Annotated in this window: 23 protein-coding genes; 11 read left to right on the top strand and 12 right to left on the bottom strand. The window is 60.8% G+C overall.

Going from position 1 to position 25,388, the window contains the following annotated elements; all coding sequences use genetic code 11:
• Nucleotides 1–22: 22 nt before the first annotated feature.
• The 3 genes from A7J50_RS29005 to A7J50_RS28995 are packed head-to-tail and all read right to left on the bottom strand — an operon-like array spanning nt 23 to nt 1,786.
• Entirely contained in the window at nt 23–694 is a 672-nt protein-coding gene (locus tag A7J50_RS29005; RefSeq protein WP_064454779.1) for a GNAT family N-acetyltransferase, read from the bottom strand.
• Nucleotides 695–704: 10 nt separating this feature from the next.
• On the bottom strand, nt 705–1,151 hold the full coding sequence (locus A7J50_RS29000) for a GNAT family N-acetyltransferase (protein ID WP_064454778.1): 447 nt from the start codon (nt 1,149–1,151) through the stop codon (nt 705–707).
• The gene (locus A7J50_RS28995) at nt 1,148–1,786 is read right to left on the bottom strand and encodes an FMN-binding negative transcriptional regulator (protein WP_064454777.1); all 639 of its coding nucleotides are present in this window, start codon (nt 1,784–1,786) and stop codon (nt 1,148–1,150) included. The genes A7J50_RS29000 and A7J50_RS28995 overlap by 4 nt, the downstream gene beginning before the upstream one ends.
• Before the next feature lie 86 nt (nt 1,787–1,872).
• Here A7J50_RS28995 and A7J50_RS28990 point away from each other — a divergent pair, with 86 nt between their 5' ends.
• A complete protein-coding gene (locus A7J50_RS28990; RefSeq protein ID WP_064454776.1) occupies nt 1,873–3,420 on the top strand; it encodes a PLP-dependent aminotransferase family protein in 1,548 nt (515 codons plus the stop codon).
• 14 nt (nt 3,421–3,434) lie between these two features.
• On the opposite strand, the gene A7J50_RS28985 is transcribed toward A7J50_RS28990, so the two are convergent.
• The 7 genes from A7J50_RS28985 to aspA form a co-directional block, all read right to left on the bottom strand.
• On the bottom strand, nt 3,435–4,526 hold the full coding sequence (locus A7J50_RS28985; protein ID WP_064454775.1) for a polyamine ABC transporter substrate-binding protein: 1,092 nt from the start codon (nt 4,524–4,526) through the stop codon (nt 3,435–3,437).
• Entirely contained in the window at nt 4,523–5,557 is a 1,035-nt protein-coding gene (locus A7J50_RS28980) for a histone deacetylase family protein (RefSeq protein ID WP_064454774.1), read from the bottom strand. The genes A7J50_RS28985 and A7J50_RS28980 overlap by 4 nt, the downstream gene beginning before the upstream one ends.
• Nucleotides 5,558–5,710: 153 nt before the next feature.
• Nucleotides 5,711–6,703, bottom strand: a complete 993-nt coding sequence (locus A7J50_RS28975; protein ID WP_064454773.1) for an AraC family transcriptional regulator — start codon at nt 6,701–6,703, stop codon at nt 5,711–5,713.
• A 50-nt stretch (nt 6,704–6,753) separates the two neighbouring features.
• On the bottom strand, nt 6,754–7,731 hold the full coding sequence (locus A7J50_RS28970; protein ID WP_064454772.1) for an asparaginase: 978 nt from the start codon (nt 7,729–7,731) through the stop codon (nt 6,754–6,756).
• Between the two features lie 85 nt (nt 7,732–7,816).
• Entirely contained in the window at nt 7,817–9,268 is a 1,452-nt protein-coding gene (locus A7J50_RS28965) for an alanine/glycine:cation symporter family protein (protein WP_064454771.1), read from the bottom strand.
• A gap of 307 nt (nt 9,269–9,575) precedes the next feature.
• Nucleotides 9,576–10,025, bottom strand: a complete 450-nt coding sequence (locus tag A7J50_RS28960; RefSeq protein ID WP_064454770.1) for a GNAT family N-acetyltransferase — start codon at nt 10,023–10,025, stop codon at nt 9,576–9,578.
• Nucleotides 10,026–10,367: 342 nt separating this feature from the next.
• Nucleotides 10,368–11,792, bottom strand: a complete 1,425-nt coding sequence (gene aspA / locus A7J50_RS28955; RefSeq protein ID WP_053258714.1) for an aspartate ammonia-lyase — start codon at nt 11,790–11,792, stop codon at nt 10,368–10,370.
• A 182-nt stretch (nt 11,793–11,974) separates the two neighbouring features.
• On the opposite strand from aspA, the gene A7J50_RS28950 reads away from it, so the two are divergent.
• The 5 genes from A7J50_RS28950 to A7J50_RS28930 all read left to right on the top strand — a co-directional run bounded on the left by A7J50_RS28950 (nt 11,975) and on the right by A7J50_RS28930 (nt 15,787).
• Nucleotides 11,975–12,883 (top strand): LysR substrate-binding domain-containing protein, encoded by a 909-nt coding sequence (locus A7J50_RS28950; RefSeq protein ID WP_064454769.1) that lies wholly within the window; start codon nt 11,975–11,977, stop codon nt 12,881–12,883.
• Nucleotides 12,884–13,231: 348 nt separating this feature from the next.
• Nucleotides 13,232–13,723 carry a 5-(carboxyamino)imidazole ribonucleotide mutase gene (gene purE / locus A7J50_RS28945; protein WP_003195648.1) on the top strand — a complete coding sequence of 164 codons (492 nt, stop codon included), beginning with the start codon at nt 13,232–13,234 and terminating at the stop codon, nt 13,721–13,723.
• Between the two features lie 11 nt (nt 13,724–13,734).
• A complete protein-coding gene (locus A7J50_RS28940; RefSeq protein ID WP_053258711.1) occupies nt 13,735–14,820 on the top strand; it encodes a 5-(carboxyamino)imidazole ribonucleotide synthase in 1,086 nt (361 codons plus the stop codon).
• A 107-nt stretch (nt 14,821–14,927) separates the two neighbouring features.
• Nucleotides 14,928–15,173 carry a GlsB/YeaQ/YmgE family stress response membrane protein gene (locus tag A7J50_RS28935; protein ID WP_010168336.1) on the top strand — a complete coding sequence of 82 codons (246 nt, stop codon included), beginning with the start codon at nt 14,928–14,930 and terminating at the stop codon, nt 15,171–15,173.
• A 77-nt stretch (nt 15,174–15,250) separates the two neighbouring features.
• Nucleotides 15,251–15,787, top strand: a complete 537-nt coding sequence (locus A7J50_RS28930) for a DUF3299 domain-containing protein (RefSeq protein ID WP_064454768.1) — start codon at nt 15,251–15,253, stop codon at nt 15,785–15,787.
• 117 nt (nt 15,788–15,904) lie between these two features.
• Here the strand turns inward: A7J50_RS28930 and A7J50_RS28925 are convergent, their stop codons facing one another.
• Together A7J50_RS28925 and A7J50_RS28920 are read right to left on the bottom strand one after the other, a co-directional pair.
• On the bottom strand, nt 15,905–16,804 hold the full coding sequence (locus A7J50_RS28925; RefSeq protein WP_064454767.1) for a D-hexose-6-phosphate mutarotase: 900 nt from the start codon (nt 16,802–16,804) through the stop codon (nt 15,905–15,907).
• Nucleotides 16,805–16,861: 57 nt separating this feature from the next.
• Nucleotides 16,862–17,266 carry an acyl-CoA thioesterase gene (locus A7J50_RS28920; RefSeq protein WP_003176975.1) on the bottom strand — a complete coding sequence of 135 codons (405 nt, stop codon included), beginning with the start codon at nt 17,264–17,266 and terminating at the stop codon, nt 16,862–16,864.
• A gap of 455 nt (nt 17,267–17,721) precedes the next feature.
• Here A7J50_RS28920 and A7J50_RS28915 point away from each other — a divergent pair, with 455 nt between their 5' ends.
• The 5 genes from A7J50_RS28915 (at nt 17,722) to pstB (ending at nt 25,379) form a co-directional block, all read left to right on the top strand.
• The gene (locus A7J50_RS28915; RefSeq protein WP_064454766.1) at nt 17,722–19,011 is read left to right on the top strand and encodes an MFS transporter; all 1,290 of its coding nucleotides are present in this window, start codon (nt 17,722–17,724) and stop codon (nt 19,009–19,011) included.
• Between the two features lie 250 nt (nt 19,012–19,261).
• Complete coding sequence (locus A7J50_RS28910; RefSeq protein ID WP_053258707.1) at nt 19,262–20,248, top strand: phosphate ABC transporter substrate-binding protein PstS; 987 nt, start codon at nt 19,262–19,264, stop codon at nt 20,246–20,248.
• 484 nt (nt 20,249–20,732) lie between these two features.
• Nucleotides 20,733–22,766, top strand: a complete 2,034-nt coding sequence (locus tag A7J50_RS28905; protein WP_208604481.1) for an ABC transporter permease subunit — start codon at nt 20,733–20,735, stop codon at nt 22,764–22,766.
• Between the two features lie 15 nt (nt 22,767–22,781).
• Nucleotides 22,782–24,452, top strand: a complete 1,671-nt coding sequence (gene pstA / locus A7J50_RS28900; protein ID WP_064454764.1) for a phosphate ABC transporter permease PstA — start codon at nt 22,782–22,784, stop codon at nt 24,450–24,452.
• A gap of 93 nt (nt 24,453–24,545) precedes the next feature.
• Nucleotides 24,546–25,379: a phosphate ABC transporter ATP-binding protein PstB gene (gene pstB / locus A7J50_RS28895; RefSeq protein ID WP_064454763.1), complete on the top strand. Its 834-nt coding sequence runs from the start codon at nt 24,546–24,548 to the stop codon at nt 25,377–25,379.
• Nucleotides 25,380–25,388 lie beyond the last annotated feature (9 nt).

The following is a 25,388-nucleotide window of genomic DNA, read 5'->3' as shown; positions in this document are numbered from 1 at the left end:
GGTTCTGTGTTGTCAGTGAGCGTCAGGCTCGGCACTCGGCCAGTGTTTTCAGTTGGCCGTCCCCACTCTGATTCGCCTCGGACAACCACGCTTCAAAGCCAGCCGCGACCTTTGGCCATTCCGAATCCAGGATCGAATACCACGCCGTATCGCGGTTCTGCCCCTTCACGACCATGTGCTGGCGGAATACGCCTTCAAAACTGAACCCCAAGCGCTCGGCCGCGTATTTGGAGCGAGCATTGCCGTTGTTGCACTTCCATTCCAGGCGACGGTAGCCCTGTTCGAAAGCGTACTTGGCCAGCAAGTACACGGCCTCGGTGCTTTTCGGTGAGCGCTGCATCGGCGCGCCGAAGGTGACGTGACCGATTTCGATACGGCCCTGGGCCGGGACGATGGACATCAGGCTGAGGATGCCTTGGACGTCGCCGCTGGCGCGGTCGATTACGCTGAAGAAATACGGTTCGTTGTGCTGGGCATGGTTGTTGAGCCAGGTATCAAACGCGGCGCGTTCGGCAAACGGGCCGTAGGGCAAATAGTCCCACAGCTTGGGGTCGGCGCCGGGGCCATGAAGGGCTTGAAACAGTTCGTCGCCATGGCGGGCCGGGTCGAGTTTTTCCAGGCGGATGTAGCGCCCTTCCAGCAATTGAACCGTGGGCGCGGGGACGCCTTTCCAGTCGGCGGGTGAGATAGGCATGCTGCGCTCCTTAAAGACCTTTGCGAAATTGAATGAAACCGGGGCGTTCGGCAATGCGTTCATACAGTTGAATCGCCGTGGCATTGGTCTCGTGAGTCAGCCAATGCACCTTGCAGCAGCCATCGTCCTTGGCGGTGGCGTAGACGAATTCGATGAGCTTACGCCCCACGCCGGTGCCGCGTTGCGCCGGGTCCACCAGCAAGTCCTGCAAGTAGCAGGCGTTTTCGATGCTCCAGTTTGAGCGGTGGTAGATGAAGTTGACCATGCCCACTGCCTTGCCGTCCTGCCAGGCGAGGGCCGAGTGAGTCGGCTCGTTGGCGTCGATCAGGCGTTGCCAGGTGCTTTGGCTGACAGCGTCCGGCAGTTCGGTGTTGTAAAACGTCAAATACGCTTGCCACAGCGGTAACCAGGCGCCGTGGTCGGCGGCAGTCACCTGGCGGATGTCGATCTGGCTCATTCTGAAACTCCTTGGGGAATAAAGCGGGCGAGGGTCTGGTCGCGCATATCCACGCTGGCGGCCAGGCCCTCGCGCACACCGGCGATGTCGGCCGGGCTGCGGTTCTGGCTGAGTTTGCGCTTGCCGAGCAGGCGCTCGATCGGCAGGGCGAAGCCGACGATGGCCTTGAGCATGCCGTCGATGTAGTCGGCCGGCGCGTCGCTGACTTTCCAGGGTTGGGCGCGGCGGCCTTCGTGACGGTCAGTGAGGGCGCTGACCACGGTCAGCAGGCGCTCGGCGTCGGTAAACACCTCGGCTTTGCCATAGGCATGTACAGCGAGGTAATTCCAGGTAGGCACCACTTTGCCGTGCTCGGCCTTGGACGGGTAAAACGCCGGGCTGACATAGCCTTCGGCACCGGCAAAGATCACCAGGGCTTCGTTGCCATTTTGCAGCTCGCGCCACTGCGGATTAGCCTTGGCGAGGTGCCCATAGAGCGTGCCATACGGGCCTTCGTCGGGGTTGAGCAGCAGCGGCAAGTGGCTGGCTTGCAAGCCTTGTTCACCAAAGGTCACCAACTGCGCCAGGCGGGTGTGCTGGATCAGTTGCTGCAGTTCAGGCAAATCTTCGAGGGCAAAGGCGCGTGGTGTGTACATGAAATTTTCCTTGGCGAATGCCTGCATCGTAGGCAGGCTAATGGTTCGTTGTAAGAGCCATCTAGCGCCAATTTCATGGGTCCAATATGCCGCCTATTTCGCCGCCGCTGTTATTCAACCCCGCAGGCATTGAGCTGGATCGCCGTCAGGGCCTGACTCGCCAACTCTACGGCGCGTTGCGCCAGCGGGTGCTGGACGGGCGGCTGGTCAGTGGCACGCGGTTGCCCGCCACCCGCGACTTGGCGGCAGCACTGTCGATCTCCCGCAACAGTGTGGTGCGCGCCTACGATCAGTTGTATGCGGAGGGGTTTATTGAGAGCCGGGTGGGTGATGGCACGTATGTCGCCCAATTGCCCACGCCAAAAAAACTATCCACAAAAGTATCCACAGGGTTTTACACAGGCTTACCCACAGCCTTATCCACAAAATGGGCGGATTTGCCGGAAGATCTCGACAATGAAGTTATCCACAGTGCGGGCGTGGCGCGGGTCAAAAATAACCATCTTTCCCTGCCTCCCTCGGGGCCGCCTCGGGCATTTCGCGTGGGTGTGCCGGCCTTTGATCTGTTTCCGTTTGAGGTCTGGGCCAAGCTGAATGGGGCGTTCTGGCGCAAGCCTGACCTGGAACAGCTTTGCTATGGCGACCCGGCAGGTGACGGCCGTCTGCGCGGTTTGATCGCCGCTTACCTGCGCAGCTCGCGGGGCATGCAGTGTTCGGCTGAGCAAATTGTAATCACCTGTGGTGCGCAACAGGCAATCAGCCTTTGTGCACAGTTGCTGGTGGAGCCGGGAGACCGGGTGGCGGTGGAAAACCCGGGCTATCGCGCGGCTGGGCATGCATTTGCCCTGGCGGGTGGGCGACTGCAAGGCGTACCGGTGGACGGCGAGGGGATTGATTGCCAAGTGCTCAACACACTGGATGACTGTCGTGTGGCGTATGTCACGCCTTCTCATCAGTACCCGCTGGGTGTGGTGATGAGCCTGGCGCGGCGCCTGGAGCTGCTGGCCTGGGCTGAACGTACGAGCGGCTGGGTCATCGAGGACGACTATGACGGTGAGTACCGCTACAGCGGCGCGCCCCTCTCGCCGTTGGCGGCGCTGGATCGTAGTGGGCGAGTGTTGTATGTCGGCACCTTCGGCAAGGTGGCGTTCCCGGCGCTGCGCCTCGGTTATCTGGTATTGCCACCCGGCCTGGTGGACGCTTTTACCCGGCGCCGCGCCGTGGACATGCGCCATTCCGAAGTGAGTACCCAGGCGGTGATGGCGGAGTTTATGGCCGCCGGGCATTTCCAGCGGCATATCCGCCGCATGCGGCGTGCGGCGTTGAGTCGGCGAAACGCCTTGCTCGCCGGTTGGCCCAATGGGTTGCCAGGTGTCAGCGAACTGCTCGGCGTTGCGGCGGGGTTGCACCTGACGGTGCGCGTGGACAGCCTGGCGCGCGAGCAGCAATTGCTGGCCCAGGCCCACGCGGCAGGCGTCGAGGTCAACGGCTTGAGCAGCTATTGGCTGCCCCAGTCCACCACGCCGGTCGATCAGCGTGCCGGGCTGGTGCTGGGCTTCGCCGCCGTGCCCGAAGCGGATATCGCCGTGGCGCTGTCGCGCTTAAGGCAGGCATGGGGCGCCCGCCCTGGCTGAGTTTGCCTGTCGGTTCAGGTCCCCGACTTGATCTTGGTCCAGGCCCGCGTTCTGGCCCGTTCCGCATCACGCCCCAATGGCTTCAAGGTATACAGCGTGGCCATGGCCGCCTCGGTTGGGTACAGGTTGGGATTATTGCGAATTGCCGGGTCGACTAACTCGGTGGCGTCCTTGTTCGGGTTGGGGTAGCCGACAAAATCACTGATCGGCGCGATCACCTGGGGTTGCAGCAGGTAGTTGATAAAGGTGTAGGCGTCCTGCGGGTTTTGCGCGCCCTTGGGAATGGCGAGCATGTCGAACCAGATCGGCGCGCCTTCTTTGGGCAGGCGCATGTCCACGGTTACGCCATTTTTGGCCTCTTTGGCGCGGTTGGCGGCCTGGGAAAAGCTACCGGAATAACCCACGGCCACACAGATGTCGCCGTTGGCGATATCAGCCATGTATTTGGACGAGTGAAAGTAGGTGATGTAGGGGCGGATTTTCATCAACAGCGCCTCAGCCTTGACGTAATCCTTGGGGTTGCTGCTGTTGGGGTCCAGGCCCAGGTGTTGCAAGGCCAGGGGCAGGATTTCCGAGGGCGAATCCAGCAGGGCGACCCCGCATTGTTTGAGTTTGCTGATGTTCTCTTCCTTGAAGATCAGGTCCCAACTGTCCACCGGCGCGTTATCGCCCAACACCGCTTTGACCTTGGCCGGGTTGAAGCCGATCAGGATGGTGCCGTACATATAGGGCACGGCGAATTTATTGCCGGGGTCGTTGGCTTCGATCAGCTTCATCAGCTTGGGGTCGAGGTGGTTCCAGTTGGGCAACTGGCTCCGGTCCAGCGGCTGGAACACGCCGGCTTCGATCTGCTTGGCCAGGAACACGTTGGACGGCACCACCACGTCATAGCCCGAGTTGCCGGTGAGCAACTTGGCCTCAAGGGCTTCGTTGGTGTCGAAGATGTCGTACACCAGCTTGACCTGCGGGTGCTGTGCCTTGAAGTCTTCAAGCGCCTTGGGGGTGATGTAGTCGAACCAGTTGTAGACCTTGAGGGTTTTCTCTTCGGCGTGGGCCGCGCCGCCGAGAACGGCTGCACAGAGGACGAGTGACTTGAGCATGTTCATTGGGCGGACTCCTCAAAACCTTCGAGCACGTTGACGGCGTTGATGCCGATTTCTTCCACGGCGTAGCCGCCTTCCATCACAAACAGCGTGGGTCTGCCCAAACGGGCGATGCGCGCACCCATCGCCAGGTAGTCCGGGCTGTCGAGTTTGAATTGCGAGATGGGGTCGTCTTTGAATGTATCCACACCCAGGGAAACGACGATGATGTCGGCGCCGTAGCGCTCAATCTCAGTGCAGGCTTCTTCAAGTGCCGCGCTCCAGCGATCCCAGCCGGAACCTGCCGGCAACGGGTAGTTGAAGTTGAAGCCTTCGCCGGCGTCTTCTCCCAGTTCGTCGGCATACCCCAGGAAAAACGGAAACTCCGCTTCTGGGTGCCCATGGATCGAGGTGAAGAGCACGTCGCTGCGGGCATAAAAAATCGACTGCGTGCCATTACCGTGATGGTAATCCACGTCGAGAATCGCGACCTTTTTATGGCCTTGGTCGAGAAATGCCTGAGCGGCAATGGCCGCGTTGTTGAGGTAGCAATAACCGCCCATCAAGTCGCTGGCGGCGTGGTGCCCCGGCGGGCGACACAGGGCAAAGGCGGCGTTTGCACCTTGTGCGATTGCCTGTTGCGCCGTCAGGGCGACTTGCGCGGCGCTGTAGGCCGCTTGCCAAGTGCCGGCAGTAATCGGTGCGCCGCCGTCAAAACTGTAATAACCCAGTTGGCCGTGCAGGCTGGCAGGCAGTACCCGGCGCAGGGTGCGGGCAGGCCAGGTGTAGGGCAGCAAGTCGCCGTCCTGGCCGAACTCGGTCCAGCGCGCCCAGGCACCTTTGAAGAAGTCGAGGTAGTCGCGGCTGTGAATGCGTTGCAGCGGTGCCAGGCCAAAGTCCTGCGGTGCCTGAACCGGGCCCAGCTCGCGGTCCTTGACCCGTTGCAACACATGATCGGCGCGTGATGGCATTTCGAAGCAGGGCATCAGTTGCCCGTCCATCAATTCGCAACGGCCGTGATGCAGGTGGTGATCGTCCGAGTAGATCGTCAGCATTTATTGTTCTCCGCAGGCTGTATCGGTGGATGCAGTCTTGCGGCGGGCGGGTTTTATGAGAATGGCAGGAGCGGCCAAAAGGGGATAAATCTGGCCAAATTATCTGTCCTCAATTCGCCCCGAAATGGCGCGGCCATGCTCTCTCAACAGGCATCAGGGCCGGAACTGGCTGGGCGCCACGCCGCTCCAGCGCACGAAGGCGTGCCGAAAACTGGCGGTTTCACTGAAGCCGAGTTGCTCGGCGATCCGGTAGATGGGCAGTTCATCTTCGGCCAGCCATTGCTTGGCTCGCTCGAAGCGCAGCTCGTCGAGCAGTTCCTGGTAGCTGCAGCCCAGGTCATGCAGGTGTCGACGCAAGGTACGGGCCGAGCAGTTCATCTGTTCGGCCAGGCCTTCAATCCCCGGCGCCGCGCCGAGTTGGCTGGCGAGCAGTTGGCGGATTCTGCCGAGCCAGGCCTGGCGACCGGTGAATTCCAGGTTCTGCTTGCGGCAACGCTCGGCCATGGCCTGGTGAGTGACCGCGTCGGCCAGAGGCAGGGGGTGGTCCAACCAGCGTTTGTCGAAGGCGAACGCGTTGGTGGTGGTTTCAAAATGCAGCGAGCATGCAAAGCACTCGCTGTAGCGTGCGTGATAATCCGGTGCGCTGTGTTCAAAGCGCGCGGCGAGCAGCGGCAGCGGTTGGCCGAGCAAGTCGTCGCAGATGACCTTCAGCGACGCCAGGCACAGTTCGACGTTGAACATCGCAAGGCTCGGGTTTTCCCGGTAGTCGCTGGCGGTGAACCAGATGCGCTCAGCGTCTTCTTCAAGGCTGAGCTCGAAAAGTGTTCCCAGCAGCGCCGGATAACGCAACGCCAGGCGCAAAGCGTCACCGAAGGTGGCACTGGTGAGCAGGGCGTAACCGAGCATGCCGTAGGCCGAGACATGCATCTGCCGGCCCAACTCCAGGCCCACATCCCGACGCAGGGCCACGGCGTTGGCGCATACGCGCATTTCCTGATTGGTGGTGATGCGCGTGTCCGCGCGGCTCAAGTCCGCCGCACAGATGCCACTGCCGGCCAGCAGCGCTTCAAAAGGCAAGCCTTCGGCCTTGAACGTGCTGAGGACCAGGGAAACGGCATTGAGGGTGGTGAGGTGGGAGTGCAGCATGGGAACTTCCAGCCAGGGGATGGCTGGAAGTGGAGCAAGTTACATGCCGGTCAGCTCAGTTCGCCGCACAGGTCCAGTTCTACCAGGCGGCGTACCTCGCTGGTCGCCAGCCCGGCACCCAGCAGCACCTGCAGCTTGCCGAACACCGCTTCGCGCGTCATGCCGCCACCGGACAGCACGCCCACGCCGCGCAGACGGCTGCCGGCTTCGTAGACGTCGAGTTCCACGCCGCCTTCATGGCATTGGGTGATCGCCACCACGACCACGCCCAGGTCCTGCGCGCGTTTGAGGCTGGCGAGGAACGCCGGGTTATCGCTCGGCCCAGTGCCGCTGCCGAAGCATTCCAGCACCAACGCCTGAATGCCGCTGTCGATCAGTGCGTCCAGTTGCGCGGCGGCGATACCCGGCACCAGCGGCAGCACGCCGACGTTGGCCAGCGCTTTGGGTTGGCGATAATCCAGGGCTGGCGGCAGTGAATCGGCCTTGGCTACGCCGCCATTACGCTGCAAGGCAGCAAATGGATGGCGACCAAAGCTGCGAATCTTCGCGCATCGGGTCGGTGCCATCAGCGCGCCGTGGAAGTACAGCTGCACGCCCGGTGCCAGGCCTTCGCCCAATGCCAGCAGGGCGCCGCTGACGTTTTCCCAGGCATCGCTGTCAGGCACGCCAGCGGGGAGCATCGAGCCGGTGAAAACCACCGGTGCGGGCAGGCCCAGCAGTTGGAAACTCATCGCCGCCGCGCTGTAGGCCAGCGTATCGGTGCCGTGCAGGATCAGCACGGCGTCGCAGCCGTCATCCACGGCTTCAATCACAGCGGTGCGCAGGCGCTGCCAGTAGGCGGGGGTCATGTTGGCGCTGTCGATCAGCGGCGCCATTTCCCGGAAGCGCCAGGCAGGCACTGGCCGGTCGGCAAGCTGTTCGCGCATGCGCGCCTCGAAGCCGGAAGCCGGGGCCAGGCCGTTGGCGCTGGCTTGCATGCCGATGGTGCCGCCGGTGTAGAGCACCATGATGTTGTTAGCTTTGGACATCGAGAATTCTCCTGAACGAAAAACGCCGCCGGGCCCAGAGCATGCCCAAGGCCGGGCGGCGTGTCATCTATCTAGGCTTCTACGCTCAGCGTTGCGCTTGAGCGTTCAGTTCAGCCGATGCTTGAGCGCCAGGCTCAGGCTTCGCTGGATTTGCCGGCCAGGCCTTGCGGTCCAGGTCCAGGTCAGGGAATTTGCTGGAATCGAACACTGGCGTCTTGATGCCCGCAGCCCGCTGGCCGTCGTAGTCATTCAGGATGCGCATGGCGATCTTGAACAGGAACGCCAGGGCGAACAGGTTGACGAACGCCAGCATGGTCATGGTGATGTCGGCGAAGGCGAACACGGTACCCAGGTTCTCGATGGAACCCCAGAAAATCAGCACCAGCACCAACGCGCGGTAGCCCATCAGCACCTTGCGGTTGTTGCCCACCAGGAAGCGCAGGTTGCTCTCACCGAGGTAGTAGTTGTACATGATCGAGGTGAACACGAACAACGCCAGGGCCACCGAAATGAACATGCGGCCCCAGTCGCCGACCACGGCTGCCAGGGAGTTCTGGGTCAGGGCAATGCCGTCGCCTTCAAAACCTGGGGTGTAGAAACCGGAGAGCAGGATCAGCAACGCGGTGCAGGTGCAGATCACGAAGGTGTCGAGGAACACGCTGAATGCCTGGACCACGCCTTGGGCGATCGGGTGTTCTACCGAGGCCACGGCTGCCACGTTAGGCGCACTGCCCAAACCGGCTTCGTTGGCGAACACGCCGCGCTTCACACCCATGATGATTGCGCTGCCCACCAGGCCACCAAAGGCTTGGTCGAGGCCGAAAGCGCTCTTGACGATGGTCGCGAGCATGGCCGGCACGTGGTCGAATTGCAGCACGATCACGTAGAGGGTCACGGCGATGTAGACCAGGGTCTTGACCGGTACCAGCAGGTCGGCGATCGAGGCGATACGCTTGATCCCGCCGATGAACACCAGGCCCAGCAATACGGCCAGCGCGAGGCCGGTGTAGGTGGTGTCGAGGCCAAAAGCATTGTTCAGCGAGTGGGTCACGGCGTGGGCTTGCAGGCCGTTGAAGGCGAAACCGAAGGTCACCAGCAACAGGAACGCCATGACCATACCCAGCCAGCGCTTATGCAGGCCGTGCTGGATGTAGTAGGCCGGGCCACCGCGGTAGGTGCCTTCAGCGTCGGTGCGCTTATACAGCTGGCCGAGCGAGCATTCGATAAAGCTCGAGGACATGCCCACCAACGCGGTGACCCACATCCAGAACACGGCACCCGGGCCACCCAGGGTGACGGCAATGCCGACACCGGCGATGTTACCGGCACCGACGCGGCCGGCCAGGCTGAGCATCAGCGCCTGGAACGAGCTGAGTTGGCCGGCGCTGCTCTTCAGGCTGTCTTTAAACACCGAGAACATGTGGAAAAAGTGACGCAATTGAACGAAACGCGAGCGGATCGTGAAATAACCGCCGAGCCCGACAATGAGCACGATCAGTACTTTCCCTGAGAGGAAGTCGTTGATGACTTCGAGCATGGAGTGTTCCTCGCTGATTTTTCTAATGGCAAACGCAGGACGGTCCGACGCGTCGCTCGGCACCAGGCAGTGCACGACGCTTCGCCCCAATCCTTTTGCGGGTGTTGTTATTCATGCGCTTTCGCGTTGTATCCGGGCCTCGTTACCGACGGCCGCAGACGCGAAGAGGGGCCGCACTATACCTAGCCGAACGGCATACGTCTGCATGAGGCGATTAAAGGAAGATGCAGCGGTCAGTGACCACCGGCTTATGGACCGATGAACGCTCACGCCTGGGGTGGTTCCCCAGGCGGGGTTTAACGAGGTTTCAGCGCTGGTAGATATCGGAGCGGAAGACTTGCCAGATGTAGTTCGGTTGGTTAACCGGCACAAAGCCCATCTTTTCATACAGCCACGGCGCTGTCGTAGTGGCCAGTATGATGCGGCGCAGCTGCTCGGCCTCGGGGCCCGCCAGTATGCCTTCGGACACCCAGCGGCCGAGGCCTTTACCTTGATATTGTTCGTCGACAAACACATCGCACAAATAGCCGAACGTCGCAAAATCCGTCACCAGCCGGGCAAAACCGACTTGCCGCTCATGGTGATAGACGCCCATGCATAAACTGTTATCAATGCTTAATTGCACACGGTCACGGGTAATGCCTTTGGCCCACGTCGACTGGACGAGAAACCCATGGATAAAGTCCAGGTCCAGCAGGCGCTTGTCTGCGTTCAAGCGGTAGCCCTCAGCAGTAAAAAAATCATCATTCTTTTTCATTATAAAGTTCCATTTTACTAAAGAATTTGACCCTGGCCGTGAGTGCGACAAGCCCTGCGCCCACCATAGCTAACAGCACATTCAAAAACCATAGATTGCGCTGGAAGGCTCCATCCTCCGTACTGAGTGCTCCTGCTATCAGGTTTCCAGCCCTGGCAAGGAGAAAGCATCTGTGTCTGCAACGTCCGCGCAGGACTTCACACACGAAAAAGAGGGCGCTTGCTTTTGTATCTGTCGAGGCTTTACGACAGGCAAAAAAAAGGGCCTGGAGAATGGTTCTCCAAGCCCTCAAAAGGTGAGAGGTGTCTAGTCCCTCAACCTGGTGAGCGGTGCAACAAACGCTTAGGCCTTCAGCGGGACCAAACGTGGGGCAATCATGTTTTCGGGGCGCAGGATGTCGTCGAGCATGGCGTCGTCGAGCAAGCCTTCTTCGCGCACCAACTCCAGCACACCACGACCGCTTTCAAGGGCGATGCGCGCAATGCGGGTGGCGTTTTCATAACCGATGTACGGGTTCAGCGCGGTCACCAGGCCGATGGAGTGCTCCACCAGTTCGCGGCAGCGTGCTTCGTTGGCGGTGATACCGACGATGCAGTGCTCGCGCAGCATGTCCATGGCGCGTTGCAGCAGGCGGATCGAGTCGAAAATCTTGAACGCGATCAACGGCTCCATCACGTTCAGCTGCAGTTGGCCGCCTTCGGCTGCCATGGTCAGGGCCAAGTCGTTACCGATGACTTGGAACGCCACCTGGTTAACAGCTTCCGGGATCACCGGGTTGACCTTGCCGGGCATGATCGAGCTGCCTGGCTGGCGTGCCGGCAGGTTGATCTCGTTGATGCCGGTGCGTGGGCCGCTGGACAGCAGGCGCAGGTCGTTGCAGATCTTCGACAGTTTCACCGCGGTACGCTTGAGCATGCCGGAGAACAGCACGAAGGCGCCCATGTCGGAGGTGGCTTCGATCAAGTCGGCAGCCGGTACCAGCGGCTGGCCGCTGATCAGTGCCAAGCGCTGTACGGCCAGGGCCTGGTAGCGCGGATCGGCGTTGATGCCGGTGCCGATGGCGGTGCCGCCCAGGTTCACTTCGGTCAACAGCTCAGGCGCCAGGGTTTTCAGGCGGGCCAGGTCTTCACCGAGGGTGGTGGCGAAGGCGCGGAATTCCTGGCCGAGGGTCATCGGCACGGCGTCTTGCAATTGGGTGCGGCCCATTTTCAGCACGTGGCTGAACTCGACGCCCTTGGCGGCGAACGCCTGGATAAGGCTGTCGAGGCTGGCCAGCAGCGCGTCATGGCCCAGCAGCAGACCCAAGCGGATCGCGGTCGGGTAGGCGTCGTTGGTCGACTGCGCCATGTTCACGTCGTTGTTGGGGTGCAGGTACTGATATTCGCCCTTGTTGTGGCCCATGGCCTCCAACGCGATGTTGGCGATGACTTCGTTGGCATTCATGTTGGTTGAAGTGCCAGCGCCGCCTTGAATCATGTCCACCACGAATTCTTCGTGGAAATCGCCACGGATCAGGCGGGCACAGGCTTCGCTGATGGCAGCGTGCTTGGCTTCGCTGAGCTGGCCCAACTCGCGGTTGGCGTCAGCGGCTGCTTGCTTGACCATTGCCAGGCCGACCACCAATTTCGGGTAATGCGAAATCGGAACGCCCGAGAGGCGGAAGTTATTCACCGCTCGCAGGGTCTGGATGCCGTAATACGCTTGAGCAGGTACTTCGAGTACGCCAAGCAGGTCTTTTTCTGTGCGGAATGATGCAGCGGAGGACATGACGGAAATCATCTCGATATGGACCCGGAACTGGCCGGAACGCTGCGAATGCTAGGCTTGTGGGAGTTTTTGAGCCAATGCTGTTAAACACTGGCCTATGCACAAACGGCATAATGCAGGTGTGACCCAGCTATCATGGCGGGCGTGTGTGCCAAAATGGTGCGTACCCGTGGGAGGAAGTGATGAACCTTGAGAGCAAATGGCTGGAAGACTTCAGCGCCTTGGCGGCGACTCGCAGCTTTTCCCAAGCGGCGGAGCGGCGCTTTGTTACCCAGCCAGCGTTCAGCCGTCGTATTCGCAGCCTGGAAGCTGCGCTCGGCTTGACCCTGGTCAACCGCTCGCGCACGCCAGTCGAATTGACGGCGGCGGGGCAGTTGTTCCTGGTGACTGCGCGCACGGTGGTCGAGCAACTCGGTGAAGTGCTGCGCCATTTGCATCACTTGGAAGGCGGGCAGGGCGAAGTCATGCAAGTGGCGGCCGCTCACTCCCTGGCTTTAGGCTTCTTCCCGCGCTGGATCGCGCAACTGCGTAACGAAGGGCTGAATATTGCTACACGGCTGGTCGCCACCAACGTCGGTGACGCGGTGCACGCCCTGCGTGAAGGCGGCTGCGATTTGATGCTGGCGTTCTACGACCCGGATGCGGCGATGCAGATGGATCCGGAGATCTTCCCGTCGCTGCACCTGGGCAATACCGAAATGCTCCCGGTGTGCGCTGCCGATGCCGACGGCAAGCCGTTGTTCGACCTGGAAGGCGAGGGCAGTGTGCCGCTGCTGGCCTACAGCGCCGGGGCATTTCTCGGTCGCTCGGTGAACCTGTTGCTGCGCCAACGCGCACTGCGTTTTACCACGGTGTACGAAACCGCTATGGCCGACAGCCTCAAGAGCATGGCGCTGGAAGGCCTCGGCATTGCCTGGGTGCCCCAACTGAGCGTGCGGGCCGAACTGGCGCGCGGCGAACTGGTGGTCTGCGGCGGGCCGCAATGGCATGTACCGCTGGAAATTCGCCTGTATCGCTGCGCGTTGGTGCGCAAGGCGAACGTGCGGTTGTTGTGGCGTAAGTTAGAAGGTGGTGCTGCACAAGGCACCTGAAAGGGATGAAGATCAAATGTGGGAGCTGGCTTGCCTGCGATGCGGGCACCTCGATACATCAGGCATATTGAGGTGATGCTATCGCAGGCAAGCCAGCTCCCACATTGTTCCAAGTCCCATGGTTGATCGGCGGTGTTTTCGCTGACCTGAAAGTCAATAAAACCGCCGGTTTGCGCCGCTGGACAGATGGTCATTCCAGGGGCTGTTTATCTGGATTATTACGGTATACTGCGCGGCCTTCGGCCGGTCCAACCGGCCAAATTTCGTACAACAAGCCACGCCGGATTTCCCGCGTGGCTTGTTGTTTTTTGACGCGCCTGCGGGCGCCCAGAGAGAAGAGGCACGACGATGAGTGCATTGGTTGGCGTGATCATGGGCTCCAAGTCCGATTGGTCCACCCTTAGCCACACCGCCGATATGCTGGAAAAACTCGGCATTCCGTATGAAGTGAAAGTGGTCTCTGCCCACCGCACCCCGGATTTGCTGTTCCAGTATGCCGATGAAGCAGAATCCCGTGGCATCGAGGTGATCATCGCCGGTGCCGGCGGTGCGGCGCACCTGCCAGGCATGTGTGCGGCCAAGACCCACCTGCCGGTGCTCGGCGTGCCGGTGCAGTCGTCGATGCTCTCGGGTGTGGATTCGCTGTTGTCCATCGTGCAGATGCCGGCCGGTATCCCGGTGGCGACCCTGGCGATCGGCAAGGCCGGCGCGATCAACGCCGCGTTGTTGTCCGCCAGCATCCTGGGCGCCAAGCACCCGCAGTTCCATGCGGTGCTGAAAAAATTCCGTGCTGAGCAGACAGACAGCGTGCTGGACAATCCAGACCCACGCATCGCCTGAGGTTGTTGACGATGAAGATCGGTGTAATCGGTGGCGGCCAGTTGGGCCGCATGCTGGCCTTGGCGGGAACCCCGCTGGGGATGAACTTTGCTTTCCTGGACCCGGCGCCCGACGCTTGCGCGGCGGCACTCGGCGAGCACCTGCGGGCTGACTACAGCGACCCGGATCACCTGCGCCAACTGGCCGACGAAGTCGACCTGGTGACCTTCGAGTTCGAAAGCGTCCCGGCCGAAACCGTGGCCTTCCTCTCGCAGTTCGTACCGGTGTACCCGAGCGCCGAAGCCTTGCGCATCGCGCGTGACCGCTGGTTCGAGAAGAGCATGTTCAAGGATTTGGGCATCCCGACGCCGGCGTTCGCCGACATCCAGTCCCAAGCCGACCTGGACGCCGCCGTTGCCTCCATCGGCCTGCCGGCCGTGCTGAAAACCCGCACCCTGGGTTACGACGGCAAGGGCCAGAAAGTCCTGCGCACGGCTGCCGATGTGGTCGGCACCTTCGCCGAGCTGGGCAGCGTTGCCTGCCTGCTGGAAGGCTTCGTGCCGTTCACCGGTGAAGTCTCCCTGATCGCCGTGCGTGCCCGTGATGGCGAAACCCGCTTCTACCCGTTGGTGCACAACACCCACGACAGCGGCATCCTCAAGCTGTCCGTGGCCAGCACTGACCATCCGTTGCAGGCCCTGGCTGAAGACTATTCCAGCCGTGTGCTCAAGCAGCTGGATTACGTCGGCGTGATGGCGTTCGAGTTCTTTGAAGTCGACGGTGGCCTCAAGGCCAACGAAATCGCCCCGCGCGTGCACAACTCCGGGCACTGGACCACCGAAGGCGCCGAGTGCAGCCAGTTCGAAAACCACCTGCGGGCGGTGGCGGGCTTGCCGTTGGGCTCCACGGCCAAGGTCGGTGAGAGCGCCATGCTCAACTTCATTGGTGTTGTACCGCCAGTGGAAAAAGTTATCGCCATCGACGACTGCCACCTGCATCACTACGGCAAGGCCTTCAAGGCCGGGCGTAAGGTCGGCCACGCCAACCTGCGCTGCAAGGACCGCGCGACCCTGCAAGGGCAGATCCTCAAGGTCGAAGCGCTGATCGCCGAGCAATAACCCGGGGGGCGGCGGGAACCATTGGTTGCCGCCGTCTCTCTGATTGCAGGATGGCAAAGCCTGACTAGGCTTTGGCATGACTCACATTCAATTCAGAGGGAAATGCCATGGGTATCATCGGAACCATTTTTATCGGCCTGATCGTCGGTCTGCTCGCGCGTTTCCTCAAGCCTGGCGACGACAGCATGGGTTGGATCATGACTATCCTGTTGGGTATCGCAGGTTCCCTGGTCGCCACTTATGGCGGTCAGGCCCTGGGCATCTACCAGGCGGGTCAAGGCGCAGGCTTTATCGGTGCGCTGATCGGCGCCATCGTGTTGCTGGTGATTTACGGTCTGCTGCGTAAAAAATAATTAAGCGACAAAGCCCTCTGCGCTGCGCAGGCGCAGAGGGCTAGAATGCTCGTCACTTGTAATTGCCGAGCCTCTCCATGCGCCGCCTTCTTTTGACTCTCCTTTTGTTGGGCTCCGGCCTGGCCCACGCTGGCGAACTGCCAGAAACCGATTGGCTCGACCTGATGCCGCTGTCGGATCAGAAAGCCCTCGAAGCCATGCCCGAGATCGACCACAACTCCCCCGAAGCCCAAGGCACGTTCACCGACAAAGGTGGCTTGAAGCAAAGCAAAGGCTTGCCGGCGGTGATGTATTCGACCAAGACCGTGGCCGCCATGAACGGCAAGAACATCCGTATCGGCGGTTACCCGGTGCCGTTGGAAACCGATGCCAAAGGCCGCAGCACGCTGTTCTTCCTGGTGCCTTACCCGGGCGCCTGCATCCATGTGCCGCCACCGCCGCCTAACCAGTTGGTGCTGGTGCGTTATCCCAAGGGGTTGAAGCTGGATGATATCTACACACCGCTGTGGGTCACGGGCGCGTTGAAGGTGGAGAAGGTGAATAACGATTTGGCGGATGCGGCGTATGCGCTGGATGCGGGGAAAGTGCGGGTGGTGAAGGAATCGGATCTGTAATCCACAACACCCATCAATGTGGGAGCTGGCTTGCCTGCGATACAGGCACCTCGGTTTCACTGGTTCACTGCGGCGATGCTATCGCAGGCAAGCCAGCTCCCACATTTTGATCGGCGTTTACAGGGCGATACCGGTGATGCTTACGCCAAGCGTATGGCTTTCACCCGGCGCCAAGCTCACCACATCATCCAGCACATTCGCCGTCTCGATGCACAGCATGCCCTGCCAGCCATCATCGGCCATGTCGTCGAACGCCTTGGCGCGTTCGGTCCAGGGGTTCCAGATCACCGTCGAGTTCGAGCCCTGGCTGGTGAGCTGGATGCGGCGCTGCCAGTCTTTATCGACAATGTTCAACTGCGCCGGGGTATTGAGGTAGATACGGTCGGTCTCGGCCGTGAAGTGCAGCAACCCGGATTGCTGTTTGTTGCTCCAGCCGTCGGCGGTGTCGATATACGCCAGCCCGTCCAGGCCTTCGACCTGTACGTTGCGCACGTCGCTCACGGCGAAATAGGTGTGCAGCGCCTGGCTGAGGGTTACCGTATCGGTGCCACGGTTGTGGCTGGTCAGCTGGATATGCAGTTGATCGTCCAGCAACAGGCTCAGCTTCAGGTCGACCTGATGGGGCCAGCCGGGGAAACCGCCTGCAGGCACTGGCAATACCAGGTCGACGCGCACTGCATCGCCTTCAATCGTGGTCCCGGCCAATTCCCAGCGTGCAGTCCGTACAAAACCGTGGGCGCCGGCAGGTTGATCGCTCTGGCGCATCGTTTGTACGCTTTGCGGGTTGCGGTCGAACACGCCGAACCACGGCCAGCACACCGGCACGCCGGTACGAATGCCTTTGCCCTGCTTGAACACCGCCTCGGGGTTCGGCCAGATCAACGGCTGCTCGCCCTGACGCTGGTAACTGAAGATATGTGCGCCCTGTTGGGCCACCAGCAGTTCGGCGCCGTTGTGACGGATGCGCCAGCAGTCCAGCTCGTCGATTTTCACGGTTTCAACGTGGGGCGTAGGCATACAGAGCACTCTTTATGGCAGGCAATGGGGCAATTGACCGTCAAAACCCGGCGAGGTTTAACGTGCGCGTGACGGCACTGAACGCGTGCGGCCGCTGCCATCAATCGCGACGAACACAAACACCGCCTCGGTGACTTTGCGCCATTCGCTGGACAGCGGGTCGTCGCTCCAGACTTCGACCATCATCTGGATCGAACTGCGGCCGATTTCCAGAGCCTGGGTATAGAAGGACAATTGCGCGCCCACCGCCACCGGTACCAGGAACGCCATGCGATCGATGGCCACGGTGGCCACACGTCCGCCCGCTACCTTGCTGGCCATGGCCGTACCGGCCAGGTCCATCTGCGCGACCAGCCAGCCGCCGAAAATATCGCCAAAACCGTTGGTTTCACGCGGGAGGGCGGTGATTTGCAGGGCGAGGTCGCCTTGCGGGATAGGATCTTCTTGTTCGAGTTCGATCATGCCGAGGGTGCCTCTGACCCGTGACGCTTCATGGGTATTTCAAGTGGATAGCCGTCTTCCGGAAAAACGTTTCAGCACCAACATACACCGCTCGATACGTTTCTCATAAGGCGTACTAAAGGGAAACTCTGCCAAATCGGCTGGATGGCACCCAACGACGTTTTGGCACAGCAGCCCGTCAAGACAGCGGGTTTGGCGCTTGCACGGGCCGAGTATATCGAGACCCTGGCGCCGCGACGACCTCCCGGCACTCATTTGGTCGGCAAATCGCGGCTGTAATGCGGCTTTTTCCCGCAACTGTGCTTCTGATGGCTAATAAAGCGCAGGAACGGGGAATAACGCGCGCCTTTAAACTGTTATTCGGAGGGCGCTGTGCTTTTTCAAGCGATTTGCTATCTTGCCAGACCCGCCGCAAGTCCCGGGCTTGCCGTCACTACTATAAGAGAAGCCTTGCCATGTCCTCCGTGCCCGCAAGCAGTGCGCAACCGTCGCGCCCGCTCACCCGCAACGACTACAAAACCCTGTCACTGTCTGCCTTGGGCGGGGCGCTGGAATTTTACGACTTCATCATCTTTGTGTTTTTCGCCACCGTGGTCGGAAAACTGTTTTTCCCCGTCGACATGCCGGAATGGCTGCGCATGATGCAGACCTTCGGCATCTTCGCCGCCGGCTACCTGGCGCGGCCGTTGGGCGGCATCATCATGGCGCACTTCGGCGACTTGCTGGGTCGCAAGAAAATGTTCACCTTGAGCATCTTCATGATGGCCGTGCCGACCCTGATCATGGGCCTGCTGCCGACCTATGCGCAGATCGGCCTGTGGGCGCCGCTCCTGCTTCTGTTGATGCGCGTTATCCAGGGCGCGGCGATTGGCGGCGAAGTACCGGGCGCCTGGGTGTTCGTCTCCGAACACGTACCGCCGCGCCATATCGGCTACGCCTGCGGCACCCTGACCAGCGGCCTCACTGCCGGCATCCTGCTCGGCTCGCTGGTGGCCACCGCCATCAACACCCTTTATAGCCCGGAGCAAGTGTCGGATTACGCCTGGCGAATCCCGTTCCTGCTGGGTGGCGTGTTCGGCCTGCTTTCGGTTTACCTGCGCCGCTGGCTGCATGAAACGCCGATCTTTGCCGAAATGCAGCAACGCAAAACCCTGGCTGCCGAACTGCCCTTGCGCGCCGTGTTGCGCGACCACCGTGGCGCCATCGTGCTGTCGATGTTGCTGACTTGGTTGCTGTCGGCCGGTGTTGTCGTGGTCATCCTGATGACCCCGACCGTGCTGCAAACCGTCTATCACTTCAGCCCGACCATCGCGCTGCAAGCCAATAGCCTGGCCATCGTCACCCTCAGCCTCGGCTGCGTCGCCTCCGGCGCCCTGGCCGACCGCTTTGGCGCCGGCCGCGTACTGGTCATCGGTTGCCTGTTGCTGTTGGCGACGTCGTGGACGCTTTACCACAGCCTGATCGATCACCCGAACTGGCTCTTCCCGCTGTACACCCTGACGGGTCTGTTTGTCGGTGTGATCGGCGTGGTGCCTTACGTGATGGTGAAAGCCTTCCCACCGGTAGTGCGTTTCAGCGGGTTGTCGTTTTCCTACAACGTCGCCTACGCCGTGTTTGGGGGGTTGACGCCGCTGGCGGTGTCGCTGCTGATGAAGGAAAGCCCCATGGGCCCTGCTTACTATGTCGCCGTGTTGTGCGTGATGGGGACGTTGGTCGGTGGGTACCTGTGGAAGCGCGGGCGGTAAGCCGATATTTGAAGATCGTTCCTACGCAGCTGTGTAGGAACGGTCATAGATTACAGAGTATTTCTGAAACACCGCTTCAAGCGCGTCAACCTCCTCGCAAGCCCCGTATTTATTGATCTTTCCCCTTCCTGTCAGGTTTTTCATAAATGCTGGCCTTTCATCTAATTGTCACATTGCGGACATAGAGTGTTCACACGGCCTACCGATACTTGGCCCCGATCCAACTATCCCTATCTGCTAGGAGCAAGGCATGAAACTGAAGCGTTTGATGGCGGCAATGACTTTTGTCGCTGCTGGCGTTGCGACCGCCCACGCGGTGGCCGCTGGTGTTGACCCGGCAATTCCGGCTTACGCCAAGACCACCGGCGTCTCGGGCAACTTGTCCAGCGTTGGTTCCGACACTCTGGCTAACCTGATGACCCTGTGGGCTGAGTCCTACAAAAAGGAATACCCGAACGTCAACATCCAGATTCAGGCTGCCGGCTCCGCGACTGCACCTCCTGCGCTGACTGAAGGCACCTCCAACCTGGGCCCGATGAGCCGCAAAATGAAGGACACCGAACTGGCGGCCTTCGAGCAGAAGTACGGCTACAAGCCAACCGCTATTCCGGTGGCTGTGGATGCCCTGGCTGTATTCGTGCACAAGGACAACCCGATCCAGCACCTGACCATGGAACAAGTTGACGCGATCTTCTCGTCTACTCGTCTGTGCGGCGCTAAAGCCGACGTGAAAACCTGGGGCGACCTGGGTGTGACCGGCGACCTGGCCAACAAGCCGGTGCAATTGTTCGGTCGTAACTCGGTATCCGGCACCTACGGCTACTTCAAAGAAGAAGCCCTGTGCAAAGGCGACTACAAGCCTAACGTGAACGAACAGCCAGGCTCGGCGTCGGTCGTGCAGTCGATCAGTTCCTCGCTGAACGGCATCGGTTACTCGGGCATCGGCTACAAGACTGCAAGCGTGAAGACCGTGGCCCTGGCCAAGAAAGGCAGCACTGACTTCATCGAAGACAGCGAAGAAAACGCCCTGAACGGCAAATACCCGCTGTCGCGTTTCCTCTACGTGTACGTCAACAAAGCCCCGAACAAGCCTCTGGCCCCGCTGGAAGCTGAGTTCGTGAAACTGGTTCTGTCCAAACAGGGCCAGGAAGTGGTCGTCAAAGACGGCTACATCCCACTGCCAGCCAAAGTTGCCGCCAAGGCCCTGGCTGACCTGGGTTTGAAAGAAGGCAACTAAGCCTGCAAGACCTGGTGTAGACGCATGTTTTTCTGTGGGAGCGGGCTTGCCCGCGATGCTGGCGACGCGGTTTAGAGTTGAAACCGTATGACGCCATCGCGGGCAAAACCGCTCCCCCACTCACCGTCTACACCCCTAATTTTTTAGTCCGCTGCCAGCTCTGCTCCGCGGCGGATTTCTTGCGTCACTGCATTGTCATCTTTCTGTCATACAGGATCGCTAGGGTGTGCGCATGAATGATCTGGCCAATTCCACCATGACGACGACTTCTCCCCCCAAGCGCATTGATTTCAATACGCCTGAGCTGCAACGCAAGCGCCGTATTCGCGCGCTGAAAGATCGCCTGACCCGTTGGTACGTGTTAATCGGCGGCCTCGCCGTCCTCGGCGCCATTACCCTGATTTTCTTCTTCCTCGCTTATGTCGTTGCGCCGTTGTTCCAAGGTGCCTCGCTGACCAAGGAAGACGCGCTGACGCCAGCCTGGATCCAGGACGCCGGCAAGCCGTTGATGATCTCTCTCGAAGAACAGAACCAGGTCGCCATGCGGGTTTCCGACAAGGGCCAGGCGCTGTTCTTTAATGTGGACACGGGTGCCGAGCTCAAGCGTGTCGACTTGCCGCTTCCGGCAGGCACCCGTGTTGCCTCCATTGGTGAAGACCAGCCGGGCAGCCCGCTGGTGATCCTCGGTTTGTCGAATGGCCAGTCCCTGGTGTTCCGCCACACCTATAAGGTGTCCTACCCGGACGGCAAGAAAACCATTACGCCTGCGGTTGAATACCCTTACGGCGAAACGCCGATCGTGCTGGATGAAGCCGGTCGTCCGTTGGAACACGTCGCCCTCAATGCCACCGACTCGTCGCTGGTGGTCGCCGGTTCGGCCGGTTCGCACTTGAACGTGTTGGCCCTGAGCCGCGAAGAAAACATGATGACGGGTGAAGTCACCAGCGAGCAGAAGCGCATCGAGCTGCCGCAAATGACCGAGCCGGTGAAGGCGATCTTCATCGACCCACGCCAGCAGTGGCTGTATGTGATCAACGGTCGCGCCCTGGCCGATGTGTTCAGCCTGCGCGACAAGAGCCTCAACGGTCGCTACAAACTGCTCGAGGACGGCAACGCCGAAATCACCGCCAGCACCCAGCTGGTGGGCGGTATCTCGCTGATCGTCGGCAACTCAAAGGGTGGCCTGGCCCAGTGGTTCATGGCGCGCGACCCGGATGGCGAACAGCGCCTGAAGCAGATCCGTACCTTCCAGATGGGCACCGCGCCGATTGTGGAAATCACCGCTGAAGAACGTCGCAAAGGCTTCACGGCGCTCGATGCGTCCGGCAAGTTCGGCGTGTTCCACAGCACGGCGCATCGCACCTTGCTGGTGGACCCGGTGGTCGATGGCCAGGGTGTGTTCGGCATGTCGCCACGCGCCAACCGTGTGATCGTCGAAGCCGGTGGCAAGCTGCAACCGCTGCTACTGGACAACCCACACCCGGAAGTGTCCTGGAGCGCGTTGTGGAGCAAGGTCTGGTACGAGAACTACGACGAGCCTAAATACGTCTGGCAATCGACCGCCGCCAACACCGACTTCGAACCCAAGATGAGCCTGGCGCCGCTGACCTTCGGTACGCTGAAAGCCGCGTTCTACGCCATGCTGCTGGCCGCGCCACTGGCCGTCGCCGCTGCGATCTACACCGCTTACTTCATGGCCCCGAGCCTGCGCCGCAAGGTCAAGCCGGTGATCGAATTGATGGAAGCGATGCCGACGGTGATCCTCGGCTTCTTCGCCGGCCTGTTCCTTGCGCCATATGTGGAAGGGCATTTGCCGGGGATTTTCAGCCTGCTGATGCTGCTGCCGATTGGCATCCTGGTCGCTGGGTTTGTGTTCAGCCGCCTGCCTGAATCGATCCGCCTGCGCGTTCCCGATGGCTGGGAAAGCGCCATCCTGATTCCGGTGATCCTGTTTGTGGGCTGGCTCTCGCTGTACATGAGCCCGTACCTGGAAACCTGGTTCTTCGGCGGCGACATGCGCATGTGGATTTCCCATGACCTGGGTATCACCTACGACCAGCGCAACGCCCTGGTAGTCGGTTTGGCCATGGGCTTTGCGGTGATCCCGAACATCTACTCCATCGCCGAAGACGCCGTGTTCAGCGTGCCGCGCGGCCTGACCCTGGGTTCCCTGGCCCTGGGCGCCACGCCATGGCAGACCATGACGCGCGTCGTCATCCTGACCGCCAGCCCGGGGATTTTCTCGGCGCTGATGATCGGCATGGGCCGCGCCGTCGGCGAGACCATGATCGTGCTGATGGCCACCGGTAACACTCCGGTGATGGAGATGAACCTGTTCGAAGGCCTGCGCACCCTGGCGGCCAACGTCGCGGTGGAAATGCCTGAGTCGGAAGTCGGTGGTAGTCACTACCGCGTGCTGTTCCTCTCGGCGCTGGTGCTGCTGCTGTTCACTTTCATCATGAACACCCTCGCCGAGCTGATTCGTCAGCGTCTGCGCAAGAAATACTCGTCGCTTTAAGAAAGGTAGAAGTCTGTGAAACAGAACTCCCTGAATGGATGGTTCAAGAGCGGCGCCCCCGGCGTCTGGATCAGCGGTGGCGCGGTGTCCATCGCGGTCATCATGACCATTGGTTTGCTGGCTGTGATTGCGGTGCGCGGTTTGGGCCACTTCTGGCCGGCTGACCTGATCCAGGCCAACTACAACGTGCCGGGCCAGGAAAACCATATCGTCATCGGCGAAGTGGTACAGAAGGAAGAAGTACCGCGCGAGCGCCTGAAAAGCGCTGGCTTGCCGGTACCGGACCAAGGCCCGGAATTCATGACCCGCGAGCTGATCAAGGTCGGCAACCGTGACTTGAACGGCAACGATTTCACCTGGATCGTCGGCGAGTGGCTCAAGGACCAGACCAAGCCTGCCAACCTGATGACCATCGAGCGGCGTGAGTGGGGCAACTTCTACGGCACGCTGGTCAACGTCAAGCAGGATGGCAAGGTCATCGCCGAAGGCGAAGCCGCTTGGCCGGAGCTCCAAGCCCGCGTCGACCGCGTGAACAAGTTGGCTGCGCAGCTCAAGAGCCTGGAAAAAACCGATATCGGCGCGATCAACGCCGGGTTGGAGCGCATCCGCCTGCACGGTCGCAAGCTTGAGCTGGAAGGTAAGCTCGATGCTACCGCCCAAGCGGACATGGATTCAGGCCGTGCCGAACTGAACAACCGCTACAAGGACGTCGAAGCGCGCCTGGCCGACTTGCACGCCCAGTTCAACCGCGACAGCCTGACCGCTCGCGACGCCAACGGCAAAGAAGTGGAAATCGGCATCGGCAAAGTGGTGCATGCCTACCAGCCGAACGCCATGGGCACGCTGACCAAGGTCGGCTTCTACTTCAGCAAGGTCTGGGAATTCCTCAGCGATGACCCACGGGAAGCCAACACCGAAGGCGGGATCTTCCCGGCGATTTTCGGCACCGTGATGATGACCCTGATCATGGCGATGATCGTGACCCCGTTCGGCGTGCTGGCAGCGGTGTACCTGCGTGAATACGCCAAGCAGAACACCCTGACCCGGATTATCCGTATCGCCGTGAACAACTTGGCCGGCGTACCGGCCATCGTCTACGGCGTGTTCGGCCTGGGCTTCTTCGTGTATGTGCTCGGCGGCTCGGTCGACCGTTTGTTCTTCGCCGAAGCCCTGCCGGCACCGACCTTCGGCACGCCTGGCCTGTTGTGGGCCTCGCTGACCCTGGCGTTGCTCGCGGTGCCAGTGGTGATCGTCGCGACCGAAGAAGGCCTGGCGCGGATTCCTCGCACGGTGCGTGAAGGTTCGTTGGCGCTTGGCGCGACCAAGGCGGAAACGCTGTGGAAGATCGTGCTGCCAATGGCCAGCCCGGCGATGATGACCGGCATGATCCTCGCCGTGGCCCGTGCCGCCGGTGAAGTGGCACCGCTGATGCTGGTAGGTGTGGTGAAACTGGCGCCATCGCTGCCGCTGGATGGCAACTACCCGTACCTGCACCTGGACCAGAAAATCATGCACCTGGGCTTCCATATTTATGACGTCGGCTTCCAGAGCCCCAACGTCGAAGCCGCACGACCGCTGGTATACGCCACCGCCTTGCTGCTGGTGCTGGTGATCGCCACGCTCAACCTGTCGGCGGTGTGGATTCGTAACCACCTGCGCGAAAAATACAAAGCGCTGGACAGCTAAAGCTATTAGCCACAAGCGGCAAGCTACAAGCCGCTTTTGCTCAAATCTTGCAGCTTGCAGCTAGAAGCTGGCAGCTACGAACGGAGTGAGACCATGCAACATGAAACCCACACCCACGGCATCAACATGTCGGCCCTGGGTCGCGACAAGCAGAGCCTGAGCCTGGCCCAGGAAACCGTGGCCATCGAAGTGCCAGGCCTGAGCCTGTACTACGGTGAAAAGCAGGCGCTGTTCGACGTCAGCATGAACATCCCGAAACAGCGCGTGACCGCCTTCATTGGTCCGTCCGGCTGCGGTAAGTCGACGCTGCTGCGTACCTTCAACCGCATGAACGACCTGGTCGACGGTTGCCGCGTAGAAGGCGCGATCAACCTCTACGGCACCAACATCTATCGTAAAGGCGAAGACGTGGCCGAGCTGCGTCGTCGCGTGGGCATGGTGTTCCAGAAGCCCAACCCGTTCCCCAAGACCATCTACGAAAACGTGGTCTACGGCCTGCGCATCCAGGGCATCAACAAAAAACGCATCCTCGACGAAGCGGTGGAGTGGGCCCTGAAAGGCGCGGCACTGTGGGAAGAGGTCAAAGACCGCCTGCACGATTCGGCACTCGGCCTGTCCGGCGGCCAGCAGCAGCGTCTGGTGATCGCCCGTACCATCGCCGTGGAACCGGAAGTCTTGCTGCTCGACGAACCGTGCTCGGCACTTGACCCGATCTCGACGCTGAAAGTCGAAGAACTGATCTACGAGCTCAAGTCCAAGTTCACCATCGTCATCGTGACCCACAACATGCAACAGGCGGCGCGGGTTTCCGACTACACCGCGTTCATGTACATGGGCAAGCTGGTGGAATTCGGCGACACCGATACCCTGTTCACCAATCCGGCGAAGAAGCAGACCGAAGACTACATCACCGGTCGTTATGGCTAGTTGGAGCAG

This window comes from Pseudomonas antarctica, from assembly GCF_001647715.1.
Classification (GTDB): domain Bacteria; phylum Pseudomonadota; class Gammaproteobacteria; order Pseudomonadales; family Pseudomonadaceae; genus Aquipseudomonas; species Aquipseudomonas antarctica_A.
The sequence above is the reverse complement of the archived record's forward strand: the minus strand, read 5'-3'. Positions and strand labels throughout refer to the sequence as shown.

What these genes read in the sequence shown, in the direction of transcription:
- pstB (WP_064454763.1), top strand. Translation starts at nt 24,546, where the DNA reads ATGCAACATGAAACCCACACCCACGGCATCAACATGTCGGCCCTGGGT.
- A7J50_RS28925 (WP_064454767.1), bottom strand. Translation starts at nt 16,804, where the DNA reads ATGCCTACGCCCCACGTTGAAACCGTGAAAATCGACGAGCTGGACTGC.
- A7J50_RS28995 (WP_064454777.1), bottom strand. Translation starts at nt 1,786, where the DNA reads ATGTACACACCACGCGCCTTTGCCCTCGAAGATTTGCCTGAACTGCAG.
- aspA (WP_053258714.1), bottom strand. Translation starts at nt 11,792, where the DNA reads ATGTCCTCCGCTGCATCATTCCGCACAGAAAAAGACCTGCTTGGCGTA.
- A7J50_RS29000 (WP_064454778.1), bottom strand. Translation starts at nt 1,151, where the DNA reads ATGAGCCAGATCGACATCCGCCAGGTGACTGCCGCCGACCACGGCGCC.
- A7J50_RS28985 (WP_064454775.1), bottom strand. Translation starts at nt 4,526, where the DNA reads ATGAACATGCTCAAGTCACTCGTCCTCTGTGCAGCCGTTCTCGGCGGC.
- A7J50_RS28970 (WP_064454772.1), bottom strand. Translation starts at nt 7,731, where the DNA reads ATGTCCAAAGCTAACAACATCATGGTGCTCTACACCGGCGGCACCATC.
- A7J50_RS28910 (WP_053258707.1), top strand. Translation starts at nt 19,262, where the DNA reads ATGAAACTGAAGCGTTTGATGGCGGCAATGACTTTTGTCGCTGCTGGC.
- A7J50_RS28960 (WP_064454770.1), bottom strand. Translation starts at nt 10,025, where the DNA reads ATGAAAAAGAATGATGATTTTTTTACTGCTGAGGGCTACCGCTTGAAC.
- A7J50_RS28950 (WP_064454769.1), top strand. Translation starts at nt 11,975, where the DNA reads ATGAACCTTGAGAGCAAATGGCTGGAAGACTTCAGCGCCTTGGCGGCG.
- A7J50_RS28930 (WP_064454768.1), top strand. Translation starts at nt 15,251, where the DNA reads ATGCGCCGCCTTCTTTTGACTCTCCTTTTGTTGGGCTCCGGCCTGGCC.
- A7J50_RS29005 (WP_064454779.1), bottom strand. Translation starts at nt 694, where the DNA reads ATGCCTATCTCACCCGCCGACTGGAAAGGCGTCCCCGCGCCCACGGTT.
- A7J50_RS28990 (WP_064454776.1), top strand. Translation starts at nt 1,873, where the DNA reads ATGCCGCCTATTTCGCCGCCGCTGTTATTCAACCCCGCAGGCATTGAG.
- purE (WP_003195648.1), top strand. Translation starts at nt 13,232, where the DNA reads ATGAGTGCATTGGTTGGCGTGATCATGGGCTCCAAGTCCGATTGGTCC.
- A7J50_RS28980 (WP_064454774.1), bottom strand. Translation starts at nt 5,557, where the DNA reads ATGCTGACGATCTACTCGGACGATCACCACCTGCATCACGGCCGTTGC.
- A7J50_RS28915 (WP_064454766.1), top strand. Translation starts at nt 17,722, where the DNA reads ATGTCCTCCGTGCCCGCAAGCAGTGCGCAACCGTCGCGCCCGCTCACC.
- A7J50_RS28935 (WP_010168336.1), top strand. Translation starts at nt 14,928, where the DNA reads ATGGGTATCATCGGAACCATTTTTATCGGCCTGATCGTCGGTCTGCTC.
- A7J50_RS28920 (WP_003176975.1), bottom strand. Translation starts at nt 17,266, where the DNA reads ATGATCGAACTCGAACAAGAAGATCCTATCCCGCAAGGCGACCTCGCC.
- A7J50_RS28975 (WP_064454773.1), bottom strand. Translation starts at nt 6,703, where the DNA reads ATGCTGCACTCCCACCTCACCACCCTCAATGCCGTTTCCCTGGTCCTC.
- A7J50_RS28940 (WP_053258711.1), top strand. Translation starts at nt 13,735, where the DNA reads ATGAAGATCGGTGTAATCGGTGGCGGCCAGTTGGGCCGCATGCTGGCC.
- A7J50_RS28965 (WP_064454771.1), bottom strand. Translation starts at nt 9,268, where the DNA reads ATGCTCGAAGTCATCAACGACTTCCTCTCAGGGAAAGTACTGATCGTG.